Origin of the sequence: Robertmurraya mangrovi, assembly GCF_034427655.1 — a bacterium.
Classification (GTDB): Bacteria; Bacillota; Bacilli; order Bacillales; family Cytobacillaceae; genus Robertmurraya_A; species Robertmurraya_A mangrovi.
This window is the reverse complement of record NZ_JAXOFX010000004.1, coordinates 264,038-282,808: the sequence shown is the minus strand read 5'-3', so window position 1 is coordinate 282,808 and position 18,771 is coordinate 264,038. Positions and strand designations below refer to the sequence as shown.

Below are 18,771 nucleotides of genomic sequence, written 5' to 3'. Positions count from 1 at the left end.
CCAAAACAGTAATTGCTATTTCTTAATTAAAATAGGCAGAGAAATATTTTAAATATTTTCTCTGCCTATTATTGTTATTATTCAGTTATTGAGTCTTGAGCACTACCTGAATCAGGAGATGTTTCTGTTGAGTCACCACTCGGGTGTTGTGTATCTTCAATAGGAGCATGTCCATCAGTTGACCCGTCAGATCCTTCACTTGGAGCCTGTCCTTCTGTTGTTTCTGTCTCTTCTTCTTTAGGAGCTAACACTTCTTTCTTTAGTGTTTTTGCACGCTCAATCTCAGCTTTTGCTTTTGATTTTAACTCATTTACTCTTTCAAGAAGTCCTTTAACTTCCACCGCACTAGCTTTAAATTTCTTGTGACCTAATTGCTTTACAACTGTTTTTAGCTTATTGATTTGAGCATTAAGCTTCCCTTTGAAGCTATTATATTTTGATGAAACTTCCTTACTTGTATACTCATTTTCAGACTCAACATTAGCCTGTTCTGCCGTGTCTTGTTCAGTTGTGTTTTGTTCTGTATTTTGTTCAACTGTCTCTTGTTCTGGATTTTGAGTAGTTTCTTGCTCTGTTTCTTGAGTAGTTTTTTCATCTACACTAAAATATGAGTCAATCGATTTTGATACTTTAGCAATCTCTTTTTCTATTGAATTTAAACGTTTTTCTATATTTTTTGCTTCTTTAGATACTATTTTAACTTTATTCTTAGATTTCTTTTCTTCTTTTACTTTCTTTTCTTTTGTTTGCTTTTTTTCATTGGTTTGTTTTTCTTCTTTAACAGACTTACTTTCTTCCTTTTTGTTACCTTTTTCTTCTTTTACTGGTTTCGATTCTTCCTGCTTTGGCTTTTGTTCTACCTCTTTTGTTTCTTCGACCTTATGTTTGTTTCCCTTGTCAGGACCCTTAGCATCAGCCATAGATGCTGAGCTAAACACAAAAGTCGCAGCAGTTAATCCTACAAATAGTTTTGAATACCAATTTCTTTTCATTACGTTTTCCTCCTTTTGGTAAACGGCAGCTGGCTGGCGTAGGAATTAGTCCCTTAGCCCCTAAGCTTTGTGACACCAGGTTTCCCGGGTTGTACCTTTATAGATATAATATACCACCTCTATAGGATCTTTGATATACGTGTGTTATGGGTACTTTGTACCATTTTAATGTTTGGTGACAGGCACCTGAAATATTACCGTAATTCAAATTTAAAATACTGAAATAGATAGTTGCATATAGTAAAAAAGATTGGGGATATACGCTCCCCAATCTTTTTGTTATGTTACAGAAATGTTGCAGGTGCCTGTCACCTTTAATGTCACCTTTAATAAACTATTTTACTACTGTCGTCGTTGTTGGGCTTTTGTTGCCTTTTGAGTCTTTTGTGTAGACGGTGATTTTTGTTTTTGATTTTTGTTTTGGAATGTTTATATAGTAGTAGCCTGTTGATGTGCTTTTCTTTTGCGCTAGTACTTTTCCATTTGCTGTTATATATACCGTCGTATTAGGCTCAGCTTCCCCGCCGATTAGACGAGAGTCTGATGTAACTTCATTAACAATTGCCTTGAAGTATTTACTTTTTAATACGTACAATTTGTATGGATTTTTAGCAGAGAACTCCTCTTTGATAGGTGAAACACTAATATAAAGAACTCCTGATTCTATAGCTTTATAAAGTAGCTCTACCGGCTTTTTCCCCCAGTTTGTTTTATCTTTTAGTTTCTTACCATCTTTATCGTAAATGGTTAACTTGTAATCATAGACTAAATCGGATAAAGTTACGGAAATTTTTTCTCCTTTTTTCACCGATATTTTATAGTAATCTTCATCTGTGACTGTACTGATGATACCTTTGAAAGACTTTCCTGATTTTAACGAAACAGCATATTCTCTAACATCATTAGGTTCCATTGTCTTTTTATTATGTGTTACTTTTGCTGTTGGGAAAGTAGCTAAAATTTTATAGCTTTTTGTTTTCGAATACTCTTTTAAGTAAGATTTAATGTGAATAAAATATGATCCAGCTTCATTTACGTTGTAGTCAATGTACTTTGCATTTTTCCCTTTGGAAAAGCTCCCAGAAAGCTGATTTCCTTTTTCATTGTATAGTTCCATTGAATAAGAGAACGGTAGGTTTTCAAGATTAACACGGACTTGTCCCTTTTTTGCCACCTTTAATTCATATACATCTACATCATGTTGATATTCTAACTTTGCATTAAATGGTTTTCCCGATGTAAGTGCGTACGCAGTTTCTTGTGTATCGTTAGGCTCAAATGATTTGTCATGACTTACTTTATCAGGGAATGTAGCCTTGAATAGATACTCTGTGTCTTCAGAATATTGATTTTTAGGTGAGTAAACCACTACATAATATCTTCCTTTATCTTTAACAGTATGAGAGACATGATCCCATGACGTTAAGAGACTCGTTCTCAGTTCACTAAATTGCTCATTATAAACTACCACTCTATAATCATATGGTAGATTATCAATCCAAACCTTTATTTCTCCTGCTTTTTTCACATCTAACATATATACATCTTGATCAAAAGATGAATCAATTGTTGCTTTATAAATTTTCCCTGATTTCACTGAATAAGCATTTTCTTTTGTATCATTAGGTTCCAAACTACTATCATGAACAGTTGTATCAGAAGGGTAAGTCACTTTTAATTTGTATTCTTTAGAAGAAGAATATGAACCATTACTTTTTACTTGTATAAAATAGGTACCAGCATCAGATATTTCATATTCCGCCATACTAGCTTGATCAGCGTTGTCGTAATTTTTTCTTAATACATATAGATTATTTGAATCCGCATCGAACAATGAAGCCTCGTAATCAAATGGAAGATTTTCAAGGCTGACCCTAACTGTCCCTTCCTTTTTAATCTCAAACTTGTACCAATCATCATCTTTTCCATGTTCAATTTTGGCGTAAACAGGTTTACCAGATGAAATAGTTACTGCTTCACTTGCTGTGTCATTTGCAATTGGATCATTTGCTGCATTAACAGTAAATGTAAGATGACAAACTAAGAAAATTGTAATAACCAAGCCTCTAAAAAACGGTTTCATTGTTTATTCCTCCTGTGAAGTTTAATTGGTGAGTGCCATTTACCTATCGCCAATCGATTACCTTAATAATTCCATTATATGAAATATATGACTAGAATTAAATAATTCCAATATAATTTCTATAAAGTTACTTTTATATTATATTTATACTATCAATAAAAAAGAGAGTTCCTAAACAAGAACTTAATTTCTCACAAACACTAGTTAAGAAAGAGTATAAATTCAATAAAATGAATGAGAAATAATAAATAAAGATGTTGAGACTTACAGTCAGCTGATGTCCTCAAGGAGAAAGTTTAAAAAGAGATCTTGAGATATGTTTACGATACGGTTAACAAAATCACAAATATCAATAAAGGGGGAAAGAGCTTTTATATCAGTATTAAACCAAGACTTACTAACAAGACTTACTAACAATATGTATTAGGGTAAAGAGGTAAGCCTAGCCGTCTAGCCATTATAAATATTCTTATTTAAATGACATAGATTAGATAGCATCTTTAAAAAAAATAAAAAGAGAGACAACTAGTCTCTCCTCTCCATCTATCTATATTATTTATGTGAGCTATAATTCTTTTCACCAAGTGTATAAGTGAAAGTCACCATTTCTCCACTATTATCCTTTTTAACATACAGTGTATCGCCAGCCGGTACAGTAAGTGTTCCAGTTTGTCCTTTATTAGATGTATATGTAACAACTACATCTATCATATTAGGGTTTGAAACAGCTATAGTACGGGAATCCGCCGTATCTAGGTTTTGTTGGACCCCTATAGTTAATTCCAAGTTGTTAGAAGCTTGTTCATCTGTTACAGCTGCAATGTTAGCTACTTTTACCTCAGCTTCTTCTTTTCCTTCTACCGCTGCTGCATTTGCAGCTAATGCTGTTTTTAGGCTTTCAATATCTGCATTTGCTTGCTGCACTTGTGACTCAAGATTATTGATTCTCTCATTTTTGTTTTTAATAATTTTGTTAGCAGATTGAATATTGCGATATGCCTCATTCTCCGCTAAAACAATATTATCATTTGCTAGGTTTAGCTTGTCCGAAAGAGTTTCAACTTGACCTTGCAATGTCGTACCAAATTCTTTAATCGTGTCTAGATGTTGTGTACCTGTGTATGTTGCTACTCCTGTTGCTAAACTTCCTGCTACCAATACGCTTGCTACCTTACCTGAAATTAAACCCATGTTAAATCTCCTCCAATTTTTTATATTGGAGGTCGGTTGCACTACTGACTCCACATATTCCAAGTGCCCAAATACAGAATAAGCTTCAACGTCTCCTTCCAATGATTAACATGTTTTACAACGTTTACAATATGATTATAAGCCTAAATACTAGATTTGTGGCTAAAGAAAAATCGTAAAATTACCATATAATCCCACAAATATTTTCAAAATTTGCGTAATTATTTTTCGAATTTTTGATGGATTTGTCGAGAAAACAATTATAGGCTTAATTCTATTTTTTAGAATTTGGGTAAAAAAGCACAAAAAAAATTCATAAACTATCTATTTTTAATAGAATCATTGCTTTTATCCAGATAAGTTAACTGGCAGGATCTATTATTTTTTTGTCTCAAAATAAACTAGTTTATCACTACAGGACTTTGCATACTCATTCATATTCTACTAATTCTACTTTTACTGACATTAATAGGCATCGTACTAGCTTTATGTTCTTGAGTACTAATTTGACTAATAAACTGGTTAATTAGAATGTTATTCCTAAAATATTTATAGTTAAATATAAGGGATTTTTTAAAAATTATGGGATAAAAAGTAAACTAGTGGTATATTTTTAATGGATTCATCTGCAAATAAATTAATAAGGAGGTATTTAAACGGAAAGTGTCTATATATAAATATATAGACTAGACTCCTAGGCAACATCAGCTAGAGAATATAGTTGTTTCCAATAGACAAGGAGGAAATTAAATTGAAAAAGTTTAATTTGAATGTATTTATTTACACCACCCTACTTACCTTATTAGTAACATTTATTGTACCTACTAATTTACAGGCTTCCGCTTCAACAGGTAACTTCAACTTAACCATTCTACATACTAATGACACACATGCTCGTGTAGAACAACAACCACGATTATTTACCGCTGTTAATACTCTACGCAGTCAAAAAGCAAACACATTACTAGTTGATGCTGGAGACGTTTTCTCAGGAACATTGTATTTCAATAAGTTCAATGGTTTAGCAGATTTATATTTTATGAATTTATTAGGTTATGATGCTATGACATTTGGAAACCATGAATTTGATAAAGACTCTGTCACACTTGCCAATTTTATTAGACAAATGAATTTCCCGATGGTATCAGCAAACGTTAACGTTACAAAAGATGCATACTTAAGCCCTTTATATAGAGATTTCACAGGTAATCCTGCGGAAGGTGGAAAAATTTATCCTTCCATCATTAAAACAATCGGTGGGGAAAAGGTCGGAATCTTTGGGTTAACAACAGAGGAGACTTCTATTCTATCTAGCCCTAGTAAGGATATTGTCTATGAGGATTCCGTTCAAAAGGCTAGATTAACAGTAGACTCATTAAAAAGAGTAGGAGTTAATAAAATTATTGCATTATCACACCTAGGTTATAAGCCTGATATTAATCTTGGGCAGTTGGTTGACGGAATTGACATTATTGTTGGTGGTCACTCTCATACAACGCTTGATAAGCCATATGTAATTAACAAAACAGAGCCAACCCTTATTGTTCAAGCAGGAGAACACTTAAATTTCCTTGGTTCTTTAGATGTAACCTTTAATAGCACTGGTGTTGTGACAGGTTACAATGGTCAACTAGCAGACCTATCTACTTACTCTGAAAATCAACATGTTAAAACGAAAGTAAATGAGTACAAAGCAGAGCTTGAAGAATATACAAAAAGAATTGTCGGAAAAACGGATGTATTTTTAAATGGGGAACGTGCTGACGTACGTACAAAGGAAACTAACTTAGGAAACCTTATTACAGACTCCATGGTTGCCAAAGCAAATCAATTTGTAAAAACTCATATTGCTCTTCAAAATGGTGGAAGCATACGTTCATCTATCCAGGCAGGAGATATCACTTTAGGTCATGTCAAAACCGTTTTACCATATGAAAATACTTTAGTAACACTTGATCTTACTGGCGACGAACTTTGGAAAGCACTAGAACATGGTGTAAGCGGAGTAGAAACAGTGGAAGGGCGATTCCTACAAGTTTCTGGGATTAAATATAAGTTTGATCTAACTAAGCCAGTTGGCAGCAGAGTTTGGTCTGTTGAAGCTAAAACAGATGATGGATTTAAACCTCTTGATAAAACGAAGATATACAGAGTAGCTACTAATGCCTTTACCGCTGATGGCGGAGACGGATTTACGATGTTTAAAAAGGCTAAAGATGAAGGACGAATGAAGGAACTATTCATTGTAGACTATGATGTTATGGTTGATTATTTAAGTAAGTATAGTTTGGTATCCCCTAAGGTAGAGGGAAGAATTATACAGGAAGCTCAAGTCAGTAACGGAGATACTACCGCTCCTAATGCTCCTGTGGTAAACGGAGTTAAAAATTCAGATAAAAAGGTTACTGGTAAAGCAGAAGCTTATACAAAAATCTCTATTTATGTTGGAAAGAATAGAATTGGCTATGGTACTACGAAGAAAGATGGAAAATTCTCTGTTAGTATTAAGAAAAAGCAAAAGGCCGGTACTAATTTAATCGTAACTGCAAAGGATAAAGCGGGTAATGTCAGTAAGGCAATCGAGATTGTTGTTAGTAGCGAAGATAAAGGAAACGGCAAAGGTAGAGGTAAGGATAAAGGAAAAGGAAAAGATAAAGGAAAAGGTAAGGGTAAAAAGTAAAATATAATATAAAACTATTGAGGCCTTCACCACAATATTAATTACTGGTGAAGGCCTATTGTATTGATATGTTGATAGAAAAGTAAATCTATTAAAAAAACAGTGAATATCCTCACTGTTTCTTGTCATTATTTTAATGTTGAACAGGGATTCCTAGAGTTGTATACTGCGGTCCATGTTGAACTGGAATACCTGCTAGTTCTACCACATTTTCCTTACCATGTTGTACTGGAATACCTGCCGTATCAAATCCGAATGTAAAAGTAGCTGCACCAATTATAGTAAGAGCTAAAGCACTTGAGAAAATTAATTTTTTCATATATGACAACACTACCTTTCTAATAATTTAATATAATTCCATTTTATTCTAACACCGTGACAATAATTTTTCCAATTCTTCTTGGAAGATTTGCGCAAAAATTTCATTACCCTGCAATTTTAATATTTTGATAGATTCCTCTATGTAGTTTTTACCCTTTTCAATTTCTTCTAATTTAATATAGTTTTCCCCGGTTTGATAATGAAATTCAGCGAACAAATATAGGAGTTCCTTGTTAATACAGTGGCTGATTCCTTTTTTACTATATTGTAAAGATTCTTCAAAACTCCCTAACTCAGATAATACTTGGGAAAGAGAAAAAAGCACCTTTAAAACTACTCGATCATCTACTATATTTGGAAGCTTCTCCAAACTTGCCAAAGCTGAATTTAAAGTTATTTTTGCATTTTGAAAGTCTTTATTTTCATATAAGATGAGACCAATGCTATTCAGAATTTCAATTTCCCTTTCGGAAAAGTCTTTACGCTTTGAGTTGGTTAACTCTATCGCTTGGTATAAGAATTTCATTGCCTTGTCTGTATTATTTTCAAGATAATAAATACAAATTCCTTTATGCCATAATAAAAATTGCTTTAGGCTAGTATGTTGAAAGCTTGGATTTTCTTCCTCTCTATAAACAATTTCATATATCGCTTTATAATTTCTTTCTCTCTTATACTTATTGATCAACTCTTGAACTGCAACGAAATAATTTTGTTTATTTTTCGACGCCATTTCAAAGAAATAAGTTAGGTCTAAATTTAGTCTTTCTGTCAATTGATCAAGCTGCTCAAGGGTAGGAAACTTTTTCTCTTTTTCAAAAAGAATCAAATCATCTTCAGAACATATCCCCTGTGAAAGAGCTTCTATCGAAATCCCCTTTGTTGTTCTTAATGAGTGTAAAATTTCTCCAAAGCTATACTCATAGATTCTCAAAGTAATCTATCCCCTTTTTATAAATATAAAGAACTAAAAATACTTATACAATTATAGTAATTTTATCATATTTTTAATGATAAGAATATTAGGTAAATAGTTTATGTCGAGAAGCATTTTATCTATTAAAGAACTGGATTATTTAATAAAACTATTATTTCTTCCCATTGTAAAAAAGGAGATATACTAGACTTACCCTTTAAATGTGAAGTTCCTATTTGCTTTGGAATTTGTAACGTCTTAATCAAAGCGATCATTATAAAATTAAGAAGACTTTACTACAGGATAGGGACTCATTATAATAAACAAATGATCATTTTGCAGGATTCAAAAAACCTTGTGTGCAACATCAATGCAAACAAGGCTTTTTTTGTTTATTCGAAAGACCTACATTTCCTTTACCAAATATACCCGCCAGCATAGCCACCCATATCTTGATCCATAGATCCATCTTCTAGCATCCCGCATGCCCCGTTTGTATACGTATAGATATTATCTTTTGTATTATACTGTTTATCAATTTTGGAGTATGTAAAAGTAATTTTACAACCGTTGGATGAATAATAGGCTTTTCCATTTTTCAAAGATGCTGAACCGAATTGATCCTTTGAACTGTATACCCAATTACCATTAGAGTCCTTACGACCATAATAAGAGAAACCAAAATAAATCTTATTTGAGGTCTGCTTGTAAATCAATAAATCCAATCCATTTCCTGTACCTGAGAAATTGTGTTTATAATTTCCAACCCATTTACCATTTGGTTGATTTACATATTTTAGGTATTTTGCACTTACATAGGCCTTCTTTCCTTTATACTCCACAGGCATCCATTCATTATATGAATATGCCATAATATAAACTTTTGACCCTTTTGAAATCAAACCCAATTTCTTTCCTTTAATAGATGGTGTTTGACGAACATTAATATGATCAGTAGCTGTCATATAGTATCTCTTGACCTTACTTTTATTTGCCCCAGCTTCTGGAACTAACATATTCGTTATTAATAATAAAGAAAACGCGATCGATATAATTTTCTTAATCAAGCATATCCCTCCTATATAGACCAAAATATTATTATTACCGAAAGAGATATTCTCCTCTAAATTCCAGTAAATGTATTATCAAAATACTTTAAGTCCGAGGTTTTAGTAATAAATAAATACTCTTTTACCTTTCCGTTCACGCTATAGCTAAGTACTATGTATCTTTCTTTGTCTAATCGTTTAAAATAAACTTCCTGAATGCTGTTTTGTGCTTTTTTCGTTTCTTTTAATTTTAATTTTCCTTTTTTGTCAATCGTGTAAAGTTTATATACGATAGGCTTTTTTATATCCTTCATTAAACTAACATTGTATTTACCTTTAAATTGTAGACCATACCCAATAGATGTTTGGACATCTTCAAATTCTATAGCATCTTCAATATTTTTAACTCTATTCTTTGAATTTTTAATTTTGAATTTCACTAATTTCGAAGTTTTAACATTATTACCAACCGAATATGAAATTCCATATTCTCCATCCTTTTTGAATCGAGCATAACCAATTTGATTGCTTTCTTTCATTAATCCATAATAAAACGCCTCATACTTCCCGTCTTTTTTGTAATAAAATTGATAGTGTATTTCTTCATTTTTAGGTCCAATTACATTAAAGAGAGTAATATTATCTACAACTCTAAGGTCTAATTGTGGAGTTTTTGCTGTTACCCCAGTATTTAATACTGTGAAAATCAGTAGACAAGCTAGTATACTTATTATTTTTTTCACTCTTATATTCTCCTTTTCATCTCTTTAATAGTAATATTCTACTATATAAATTTGGATCTAAAAAGATTATTAACTGAAGGGATTGTACATAATAGGCTTCTTGGATTATTTATCCCCTAATAGATTAATAAAATCAATATATTAGAGATAAACAATCATTTCCACGTATACTCAGTAAGACAGTGAATTTTCCTAATTCCTATAAAAGGATCCATCCAATAGAATTTTAAAAAAACAATGGATAGTACATCACACTATCCATTGTTTTCATAATAAAATTTATCTTTCTGTAGGTACCTTTATTTTCCCCGAAGCTACCTTCTTCTTAAATTCCTCTACTCTTTTAATAGTCTCTGAATCAAGATTCGTTTTTACTACATCTACTCCATTTTCTGCTATTCCATAAACAATTGTCTTGCCACCTGGGAAATTTCCCTTCTTTGCTCTTGATGCTATGTCGTATGCAGCAGAATCCATCCTTTTAATTGAAGATGTTAATGTAATGTCCAACCCGTGTTCAGAATGATCTCTATCTACTCCAATAACCCATACCTGTTTGTTAGGATCCTTTTTCATTCTTTGTCTTGCTTCAGCAAAAACTCCTAACCCACTACCACCAGCTACTTGATATATTATGTCAGTATTGGATGAATACATTTGAGAAGCTAGTAGCATTCCTATCTCAGGTTTGTTAAAATCTCCTACATATTTTATTTCAGTTTCCACCTTTGGATTCACAGCCTTTACTCCTGCGACAAAACCTACTTCATATTTATTAACTAGTGGTACATCTAATCCACCAATGAAACCTACTTTATTCGTTTTTGTCTTTAAACCAGCAACTACTCCAGCTAAGAACGCAGATTCATTTTCTTTAAATAAAATACTTGCCACATTTGGCTGATTTACTACGTCATCAACAATCGCATATTTTGTATTTTTATTTTTACTAGCAACTTGGTTGATTGGTTCAGCTAAATGAAAACCCGTTCCAAAGATAAGTCCATAGCCTTCCTTTGTTAACTTTAATAAATTCATTTCATATTCTCTATAACTCTCAGGTTGTATATACTTTACCTTGGCTTCATTTTTCTTACTGAATAGATGTAATCCTTCCCAAGTCAACTGATTAAATGATTTATCATCTATGCCGGAATTATCAGTAACAAAACCAATCTTAGATATTGAATGGTTATAATCTTTTGGTAACACACTATACTTTACAGCAGAATTTTTCTTTATGTATCCTTTTTCCACTTTGTATAGTAATGCTTTTTTATCGTAGCTGAATACTCCCAGTTCTGAGTTCTTTTTGATTGTCTTACCCTTTGTTAATTTCCCTTTAGAATCCTTGTAAAAAAGGCTGGTATCCTTAAGGATAACTACTTTTCCAATCAAACCTTTTTTTATTTCTACTTTTCCCCACAATTCCTTTGCTTCCGTTGTTGGCGTGACGGTTGGCAAAATAAATCCTAGTATTACTATAAATGCTAATAATGTTTTTAATAGCTTATTCATGGTTGCCTCCGTTAATAGTGATTTATACCCACACCATTTTACCTGATTTTTTAGGTATCTGTCACTCATAATTAACTATAATTCTAGTCAAATAATATTTAAGCAAACTATTTAACCTTTCTTTTATCATCCCAAAAATTTCAACTTGAAGTCCGTTGACCTGGTCAATAGTTCTTCTAATTGTGCAAAATAATCAGGAACTTGAAGAACTTCCTCAATTTTTGCTGTATGAATTATTCGATAGAATTGGTCTTCTCTTTCTAAACCTTTTCCACAAATGAAAAAGAAACTCAAACCAGCAGAACCGTCCAAGGGGTTGTTTCTCTCCAAGAGAAAAAAGCCTCTCCAATTCACAAGAGGCTAATTTTTCAGTCATTGTATTAATCGGGAGTATTTTTATCTAACTTTAAAGCCCAGTTTAGATTCGGATGAACTAGTGGTGATATTAATCGTATAACGAATTTGCTAGTAACAATTAAACAGAATAAATAACTTAATACAAACGAGATAATTAAAAGTAAAATGGGGTCATTACTAATTTGTTCTGGTACAAATTGACGAAACACTCGGACAGTACTAGAATGCATCAAATAAATAGAGAGTGTATATATACCGAATTTGTTGAATGTAAACAATATCCTTTTCTGAGTAATTAAAAGAATTAGTGCGATACACAACACAGTAATGGTTGCATATTGCATTACTTGAAAGGTAGCTCCTTTATATACGGACCACCCATAATGAGCATACTCATTTCTCATAAAAAGCAAGTCTGTGTCAATTCCTTTTGAAGTATAAAGCACCATTACTAATAAGAAAGTAAGGACGATGAATAAGGCACCCAAACGTACAGGAGATCTCCATGACGCTGCTTTTTGTGCTAATAAAGATAAAATATTCTTTTGCTTTAAAAAGTATCCAATTAAAAAGTATGGATAAAAGTTAATCAATTTTCTGATTGAAAACCAACTTGGGACATTATCAATATAACTTATCCAAACAGCTAACCCGACAGCGTATAATAAAGGATAACGTAGCTTAAGAATGATAGGGGTGATAATATTCCATACTATGATTCCAAACAAAAACCACATTGTCCAATATGGGACAAAAATATCTAATATTCGGCTATCAGGTGCTATCGTAACAAGTTCATGGTGTTTTATAAATTTTGAGAAGAATCCATTAATTACTTGCCATAAGAAATATATAAAGGTCAACTGAATGATTTTTTCAAACTTATTCGGACGAAAAAAATATCCACTTATTAGAATAAACAGGGGCATATGGAAAGTATAGATGACATTATATATGTATAGGACACTAGTGTGGGTCTCAGAATGACGATAAATCTCTATTAGATGTCCGAAAACGACCAAAAAGATTAATAAGCCCTTTACGTTATCAAGCCATGGATTACGATTTTTCTCCATATTTCCTCCTAAGTATCACATACTTCAACTTTTTTATAATAACAAAAAAGAAATTGGTTCTTAAAAATTCCCGCATGGTAAATATTTCATCGATTATTTAGAGTATGTCCCCCTCTTAAATAAATTATCTCCCCTACTCACTGATCTTTTCGGAGAAGTCACTTCAGATATTTCCACTTGTATTTAAACAAGTTATCATATAATACACTTTAAAAAGATATATTCATTAGCAGGGTAGTCTTACCTAAATATGGTATTATTATTAAGTATCAGATGGATACTAAGGAAGGAGTGAGTTTTTTATGAAACTGAAATTCTTAACAATCATTTGTACTTTCATTGCTTTTACCATTTTCTGCGGGGACACATCTAATGCTAAAACTGAATCAGTAGATTATAACCGAGTTTCTAATAATGCTAATGGAAACCATTTTGCTTATGATGGCAAAGGATACATTTATTATCCAGACTGGAAGGATGCTTATGGAATCATTAAGGAGTCAATAAAAAATCCAAAAGTAAAAAAAGAGTTAGTTAAAGACCAGTGGGTGGGAGAGGTATTCTTTCATAATGGTTGGATTTATTATAATGATTTAGAAAGAACAGGAAGTTTATTTAGGGTTAAATCAAATGGTACATCCAAAAAGCAATTAAGCAAAAAGAGAACATACTATCTGAATGAGTACAAAGGTTCCTTATATTATAATGTCATGTTAGACGAAGATGACGATAATAGCTGGTACATCCAGAAAATGAATTTGAAAACAAAGAAAGTGGTAAATCTGAAAAAGTTATCTGTTAATCAGGTTCAGGTTGTTAACGGATTGATTTATATGGTGGATGGAGACAATCAAATATTTAAAATGAAAGTATCAGGTAAGGATTTTGAAGAATTAAAGGTTAATAGTTGGAATCACCAGTCTTATTTTAGTATAGACAAATTAATGGTAGTTGCAGGTGAGGTTTATTATAGGGCTCATCGAGGTGACTTTTTTGCCCTGGAGAATGATCAGGTTTCCATTCCTGTAATTTTACAAGATTCAGGTGAAAGAGGGAGAGTTGGACCTAATCGAATTGATAATCCTGATCAAGTAATTTCTTACATCATTAGAAATAATGACTTGTACTATATACTGGATTCCTATAAAGAAGACGGAACTGTGTACAAAGAGCTTTGGCATATGAATCGTGTGTCAAAGGTTAAGAATAAGTTGAGTACCCTGCCATTTACATATCTTAGCCTATACTTAGCAGGGAATTCTCTCTACATTTGGGATAATAATGGAGCCTACAAGAAAATTCTAACTCTAAAGTAACACTTGAAAGGACTAATCATTTTTAGTCCTTTTCTTTTAATCTTAATGAGAAGAATAAAGCTCAATTTATTCTTCTTCGCTTTTTATTGCAGTATTTAATAATTATTCCTTCCTCAGACTTAATTGATTGGACTACATGGTCTTTAGTCATTTAATTCCTCAACTGTTATTTTAATGAAGAAGAAAAGTATCTATTCCAATGTATACTCCTAAGAGGCCCTGGGATTCAACTCTATTATCATATTTATCAAATCATCTCGGTCAAACAACCTTACATTGTTTGATTGAGCAAGTGTATATGCTTGTTTTGTAAAGCCACTATTCGTGACCACCCAGGCTTCATTTGCATCATAATGACTTACCGCCGACTTTACCTCTTGAACAGCTTTCACTCCAACATTGGATTTATAACGTTTGGCTTGTACTACTATCCTATGATTCTCTTTCTTTAGAACCAAATCAGCCCCGTAATCTCCAAAAGATCTGGTTACCTCCACTCTATAACCTTGCTTTTTGAATAGTTCAGCTAAATAATGCTCGAACTGAATGCCATCCATCTTATCTATCTCATCGATACCAGACCTTCTAAGTTTTTCTTTTCTTTTAGAGTTTCTTATCATAGCTATTCCAATAAAAACACCTAAAACTACAAAGGTAAGAATTCCTGTAGCAAGAAAGGACTTGGTAAACAGATAAGTTGATAATGCAAACATGACAAGAAATCCCTTAATCAATTCTTCTAATTGCTTTTGCTGTTTTTTTGTTCTTTTCCTAGACATTTATGTCCATCACCTCTCAACTATTATTTTTCGACAAAAGGTGATCGTTTCCTTCAAAAAGTAATTATAACAAAGGATCTATTACCCATTTGTTTATAACCGACCATGGGGACTGTCCCTTGGTCTTTCTTTCACACCATAAAGAAAACCGTCATTTTGATTTATCGTATTTTCAAAATGGCGGTTTTTTATTTGTTTTTTATTTAGACTTACTACTTTTTATTATCAACATTTACTTTTGCTACAATTATCTCTGCGACTTCCTAAATCCCGCAGCTCTTGCTTCGGCTTCTGAACAAAACATTTTTTCTGCTTCTGTTCGATCATAGAATGCTCCACTTGGAACGTGGTATATTTTTTCGCCTGACGAACTTATATTCCCTTTTATATTCGGTGTACAGGATTCTTTCTTTTTCTCTTCTTTTACTGGCTTTTTATTCTGTTCTTTTTTTGGAGGATTAGAAGTAACCGTTTCTTTGTTTACTTTTGTTTCTTTTTTATCCTCGCTATTAGTAGCATTTTCTTTACTCTCTTTATCATCGGTATCATTATGGTCTCTTTTTTTAGACTGTTCAACGGTATCCTGTTGTTTAGTTTTAGATGAGTCATCTTCTTCATCGGTAAATGAACCGACACAAGAACCAATAAGAATAAGAAAAAGTATAGGGGTTAGGCAGCCAAAGCAACCTTTCTTTTTTATATATAGTCTAATGCCTTCTTTAGATTCTCTTTGTTCTATTTCTTTTGATTCCTTGATAAAGCTATAAACCTTATTACTTTCTAAATACATAAATTCGCTGACTAATTTAACCTGTAGAATCCCTTGTTCTTTTTTAATTCGCTCTATTATTTTTCTTTTATCGGTGCTTTTCATCTGAGTTGCATTCCCCTTATTGATTATATTAATCTATTTTAGTCTACTATTTATACATACCTTTTTTGTTTTTCATAGCATAACTCATGGCATCTTTAACTTTTTTCTCATAGTCATATGTACCATAATCATAAAAACCTTCAACTAATCCTGCTTTTGTAATCATTTCTTGATGGAGTTTGCCGTCAATCCATACCCAAGCAAGTAATCGATCATATTTATCGTATACATCTTTTCCGTCCGTTTCTAAAACAAGCTTTTTTGCTTTTTTCAACTTAGAACATGTATATTCAGATGCTTCCTTACCGTACTTTTCTTTTTTAGTTGTGTATTCTGGGGTATCGATGTACAAGAACCGGGTTTTATATATCTTGCCGTCGACTTTAAAGTTAGCTGTATCACCATCCGTACATTTGGAAAGAGTAGCGGTGTACTTTTTGTTTAAAGCAAGCTTACCTTTGGTAACTGTAGTGCCTGTTCCTAAATTATATCCTTGAAGGCTCAACTTACTAGTTGTAAGATTGTTTTTACACTTGTTGCTGCTGTACTTTTTAATCATTGTAACTATTTCACTCTTCGTTTTTGCCTTTTTTGCTAAAGTCGTTGGTTTGTGTAATTCATAAACGCAATCGGATGTTCGGAAGTGGCCTCCTAACTTGTCTAATCGGCCACTATGAGCCTCTGAAAGATTAGGTAATATCAATATCGATACAATTAAAAATGTCACAAAGATGATGAGAGTAGTATGTAATTTCTTCATAGGAGTCTCCTTAGTTATTTGGTTGCGTGAAGATAATACCATATAACTGGAAGATATATAATAGTTTGGTAGGAAATAATTTATGGTAAATTTAGTATTATTATACGTTATTCCCCATTTTGTCAAAAATGAAAATTTGGCATGCTTGCGTGCTTGCGGCATTAACCCTAACCCTATCTAGTAAATAAAGTAATCTAAAATACCAAGGGGACGTTCCGAGACCAGTGAAAAAGTAGGGGTTTTTTCGAACCCAAACCTCATTTCTTCGAAATTTTTATCTAACTTCGAATTAAATGAGTTTTCTTTACATTTTTTTGAGTTTTTGAGTGGGAATGAGGCATCATTTCCTCCTCTATTAAATACTTGAAGCGGATGCAAGAGTTGCAATCCGCTTCAAGTTCACTGCTATGGCAGCCAATTTCGATTGTCTAGACACACTTAATAGACCATAACCCCTGGCTCGGGAGAGGCCGTGAAATCGTTTGAGCTCCGCATTCTTACCTTCAATAGAAGCCCTTTTCTTATATTTTTCTTTGAATTCCTCAGTCTTTTGATATTGAGAGATTTCATAAAACTCTCCAGTATTCAGTCCAACAACGAGGATTCTTCGCGCTTGTTTTTTTGCACATACATCGTGCAAAGGGCATGACTTACACTGTTTGATATCAAAATAATATTTATAACCAGTCCTATCCGCACCTTCTTTTCTCTTAGAAGAAAAATACTTCTTATCAACGGTTATATTCCCCTGGCTACACTGCCATTCATCCGAATCCTTATTGTAACTAAATTCATTTTCATCCAGTCTATAAACAACAGCACTAACAGGAATATATGCATCTGCTTCAAACGATGCAATATCATCAAGAATCGGTTTTCTAAAATAAGCTTTATCCCCATAAACTTCTTTCACTGTCATTCCTGATTCTAATGTGTCATCTAACATTTCTTTTGCGTAGTTTCCATCTGTATAAGCACCATCGGCAGTTCGAACAGACGTGATAATACGTTCATCTGTTGTCATAACATATTCAGTTTTATATCCATAAAAATCTTGGTTCTTACTTTTACGTCCAACTCGTGCATCCTCATCAATAATGGAACGAACACCTTTTTGCTGAAGAAATTTTGGATCGTTAATAATGTCTTTTGCTTTTTCAATAATTTGATGGGTTTTTTGTTCTGTAGGAGTTGACTGATTTTCAACTATATCAATAACAGTATCTATGTAGTCTTTCATAACAGCTTTTGCTTCTTTGTGGTCTTCGATTTCTTCATAGTTTGGAACTTCGGGTAACCCACAAATATCTTGACCCGTTTCAACCTCAAAAGCCTGTAGAATTCTTTTGGCTAAATGTTTCATAAGCCGTTCGGGTGTTTTTTTAATAGTATTAGCTTCAATATGAGTGGCATCAATACTAACACTGTTTCCTTTAATAAGACCTTTATCCACACATTGCTTAACAATGTTAGTCAAAATTTTGTCTAAAGGTTTATCATCCGGGAAACGTTTTGTTCGAAATTTAGAAAGCAAACTCTTATCTGGAAGTATATCCTCCGGATCTAATCCTAGAAAAAACAAATAAGCCAGGTTACAACTGGCTTCCTGAATCAATCTCTCGTCAGAGAGATTATATAATTCCTGAAGGAAAAGAAGCTTACACATCAATTCAGGTTCTTTAGCTGGCCTTCCAAAGGTTTCGCAATAATATTCCTTTAATATATCATTAATAAAACTAAAATCTATTACACTAACAATCCTCTTAAGTATATGATTTTCTGGTATTTTAGAGTATAATACAGAATGAAAACTATATTGCTTTGGCTCTAGTCGAAGCATGTAAAAAACCCCCTATGGTTTGGTGTCTAGTCAACATCCATTATACCATTTAGGGGGTTTTTTATATCTAGAAAACCGCGGGGTTTCCTTTTTTAAATAAAAATAGTTTAATAGTAGATTTTTGGAGACTTTTTCACTGGTCTCGGACGTTCCCTCTGGTCAGGTATTTTAGTTGATAGATATTATTAAATTATTTAAGGGAATCAATCATTATACTGATGTGCTCCATTGCCTTAGCTGGAATTCTTGAGTTACAACCGTTAAGACTAGCAAGTA

At 32.7% G+C, this 18,771-nt stretch carries 15 protein-coding genes, 1 pseudogene and 2 riboswitches; of the genes and pseudogenes, 2 read left to right on the top strand and 14 right to left on the bottom strand.

What is annotated here, in order from left to right; all coding sequences use genetic code 11:
* Nucleotides 1-77 precede the first annotated feature (77 nt).
* From SM124_RS09010 to SM124_RS09000, 3 genes are all read right to left on the bottom strand, one after another.
* Nucleotides 78-992: a hypothetical protein gene (locus SM124_RS09010; protein WP_322446179.1), complete on the bottom strand. Its 915-nt coding sequence runs from the start codon at nt 990-992 to the stop codon at nt 78-80.
* A 21-nt stretch (nt 993-1,013) separates the two neighbouring features.
* A riboswitch (cyclic di-GMP riboswitch) is annotated at nt 1,014-1,098 on the bottom strand.
* Between the two features lie 228 nt (nt 1,099-1,326).
* Nucleotides 1,327-3,075 carry a pre-peptidase C-terminal domain-containing protein gene (locus SM124_RS09005; RefSeq protein ID WP_322446178.1) on the bottom strand — a complete coding sequence of 583 codons (1,749 nt, stop codon included), beginning with the start codon at nt 3,073-3,075 and terminating at the stop codon, nt 1,327-1,329.
* A 552-nt stretch (nt 3,076-3,627) separates the two neighbouring features.
* The gene (locus SM124_RS09000; protein WP_322446177.1) at nt 3,628-4,266 is read right to left on the bottom strand and encodes a hypothetical protein; all 639 of its coding nucleotides are present in this window, start codon (nt 4,264-4,266) and stop codon (nt 3,628-3,630) included.
* 22 nt (nt 4,267-4,288) lie between these two features.
* Nucleotides 4,289-4,371, bottom strand: a riboswitch (cyclic di-GMP riboswitch).
* A 646-nt stretch (nt 4,372-5,017) separates the two neighbouring features.
* Here SM124_RS09000 and SM124_RS08995 point away from each other — a divergent pair.
* The gene (locus SM124_RS08995) at nt 5,018-6,946 is read left to right on the top strand and encodes a 5'-nucleotidase C-terminal domain-containing protein (RefSeq protein WP_322446176.1); all 1,929 of its coding nucleotides are present in this window, start codon (nt 5,018-5,020) and stop codon (nt 6,944-6,946) included.
* A gap of 133 nt (nt 6,947-7,079) precedes the next feature.
* On the opposite strand, the gene SM124_RS08990 is transcribed toward SM124_RS08995, so the two are convergent.
* The 7 genes from SM124_RS08990 to SM124_RS08960 form a co-directional block, all read right to left on the bottom strand.
* Nucleotides 7,080-7,265: a hypothetical protein gene (locus SM124_RS08990; RefSeq protein WP_322446175.1), complete on the bottom strand. Its 186-nt coding sequence runs from the start codon at nt 7,263-7,265 to the stop codon at nt 7,080-7,082.
* A 48-nt stretch (nt 7,266-7,313) separates the two neighbouring features.
* Nucleotides 7,314-8,201: a helix-turn-helix domain-containing protein gene (locus tag SM124_RS08985; RefSeq protein ID WP_322446174.1), complete on the bottom strand. Its 888-nt coding sequence runs from the start codon at nt 8,199-8,201 to the stop codon at nt 7,314-7,316.
* Between the two features lie 398 nt (nt 8,202-8,599).
* Entirely contained in the window at nt 8,600-9,250 is a 651-nt protein-coding gene (locus SM124_RS08980; RefSeq protein WP_322446173.1) for an SH3 domain-containing protein, read from the bottom strand.
* A 56-nt stretch (nt 9,251-9,306) separates the two neighbouring features.
* Nucleotides 9,307-9,975 (bottom strand): hypothetical protein, encoded by a 669-nt coding sequence (locus SM124_RS08975; protein WP_322446172.1) that lies wholly within the window; start codon nt 9,973-9,975, stop codon nt 9,307-9,309.
* Nucleotides 9,976-10,254: 279 nt separating this feature from the next.
* A complete protein-coding gene (locus tag SM124_RS08970) occupies nt 10,255-11,493 on the bottom strand; it encodes a BMP family lipoprotein (RefSeq protein WP_322446171.1) in 1,239 nt (412 codons plus the stop codon).
* Nucleotides 11,494-11,619: 126 nt separating this feature from the next.
* Nucleotides 11,620-11,823 (bottom strand): hypothetical protein, encoded by a 204-nt coding sequence (locus tag SM124_RS08965; RefSeq protein ID WP_322446170.1) that lies wholly within the window; start codon nt 11,821-11,823, stop codon nt 11,620-11,622.
* Between the two features lie 50 nt (nt 11,824-11,873).
* The gene (locus tag SM124_RS08960) at nt 11,874-12,926 is read right to left on the bottom strand and encodes an acyltransferase family protein (protein ID WP_322446169.1); all 1,053 of its coding nucleotides are present in this window, start codon (nt 12,924-12,926) and stop codon (nt 11,874-11,876) included.
* A gap of 302 nt (nt 12,927-13,228) precedes the next feature.
* Here SM124_RS08960 and SM124_RS08955 point away from each other — a divergent pair, with 302 nt between their 5' ends.
* Entirely contained in the window at nt 13,229-14,242 is a 1,014-nt protein-coding gene (locus tag SM124_RS08955) for a DUF5050 domain-containing protein (protein WP_322446168.1), read from the top strand.
* A gap of 209 nt (nt 14,243-14,451) precedes the next feature.
* Here SM124_RS08955 and SM124_RS08950 read toward each other — a convergent pair whose 3' ends face one another.
* The 4 genes and pseudogenes from SM124_RS08950 to SM124_RS08935 all read right to left on the bottom strand — a co-directional run.
* On the bottom strand, nt 14,452-15,021 hold the full coding sequence (locus SM124_RS08950) for a restriction endonuclease (protein WP_322446167.1): 570 nt from the start codon (nt 15,019-15,021) through the stop codon (nt 14,452-14,454).
* 247 nt (nt 15,022-15,268) lie between these two features.
* Nucleotides 15,269-15,895, bottom strand: a complete 627-nt coding sequence (locus SM124_RS08945) for a sunset domain-containing protein (protein WP_322446166.1) — start codon at nt 15,893-15,895, stop codon at nt 15,269-15,271.
* 46 nt (nt 15,896-15,941) lie between these two features.
* Nucleotides 15,942-16,655 carry a thermonuclease family protein gene (locus SM124_RS08940; RefSeq protein ID WP_322446165.1) on the bottom strand — a complete coding sequence of 238 codons (714 nt, stop codon included), beginning with the start codon at nt 16,653-16,655 and terminating at the stop codon, nt 15,942-15,944.
* Nucleotides 16,656-17,022: 367 nt separating this feature from the next.
* Nucleotides 17,023-18,495, bottom strand: a pseudogene (locus SM124_RS08935) (IS1182 family transposase); the annotation flags it as partial.
* Nucleotides 18,496-18,771 lie beyond the last annotated feature (276 nt).

Coding starts and splice junctions, on each gene's coding strand:
- SM124_RS09000 (WP_322446177.1), bottom strand. CDS start 4,266: ATGGGTTTAATTTCAGGTAAGGTAGCAAGCGTATTGGTAGCAGGAAGT.
- SM124_RS08945 (WP_322446166.1), bottom strand. CDS start 15,895: ATGAAAAGCACCGATAAAAGAAAAATAATAGAGCGAATTAAAAAAGAA.
- SM124_RS08950 (WP_322446167.1), bottom strand. CDS start 15,021: ATGTCTAGGAAAAGAACAAAAAAACAGCAAAAGCAATTAGAAGAATTG.
- SM124_RS09005 (WP_322446178.1), bottom strand. CDS start 3,075: ATGAAACCGTTTTTTAGAGGCTTGGTTATTACAATTTTCTTAGTTTGT.
- SM124_RS08970 (WP_322446171.1), bottom strand. CDS start 11,493: ATGAATAAGCTATTAAAAACATTATTAGCATTTATAGTAATACTAGGA.
- SM124_RS08960 (WP_322446169.1), bottom strand. CDS start 12,926: ATGGAGAAAAATCGTAATCCATGGCTTGATAACGTAAAGGGCTTATTA.
- SM124_RS08990 (WP_322446175.1), bottom strand. CDS start 7,265: ATGAAAAAATTAATTTTCTCAAGTGCTTTAGCTCTTACTATAATTGGT.
- SM124_RS09010 (WP_322446179.1), bottom strand. CDS start 992: ATGAAAAGAAATTGGTATTCAAAACTATTTGTAGGATTAACTGCTGCG.
- SM124_RS08940 (WP_322446165.1), bottom strand. CDS start 16,655: ATGAAGAAATTACATACTACTCTCATCATCTTTGTGACATTTTTAATT.
- SM124_RS08955 (WP_322446168.1), top strand. CDS start 13,229: ATGAAACTGAAATTCTTAACAATCATTTGTACTTTCATTGCTTTTACC.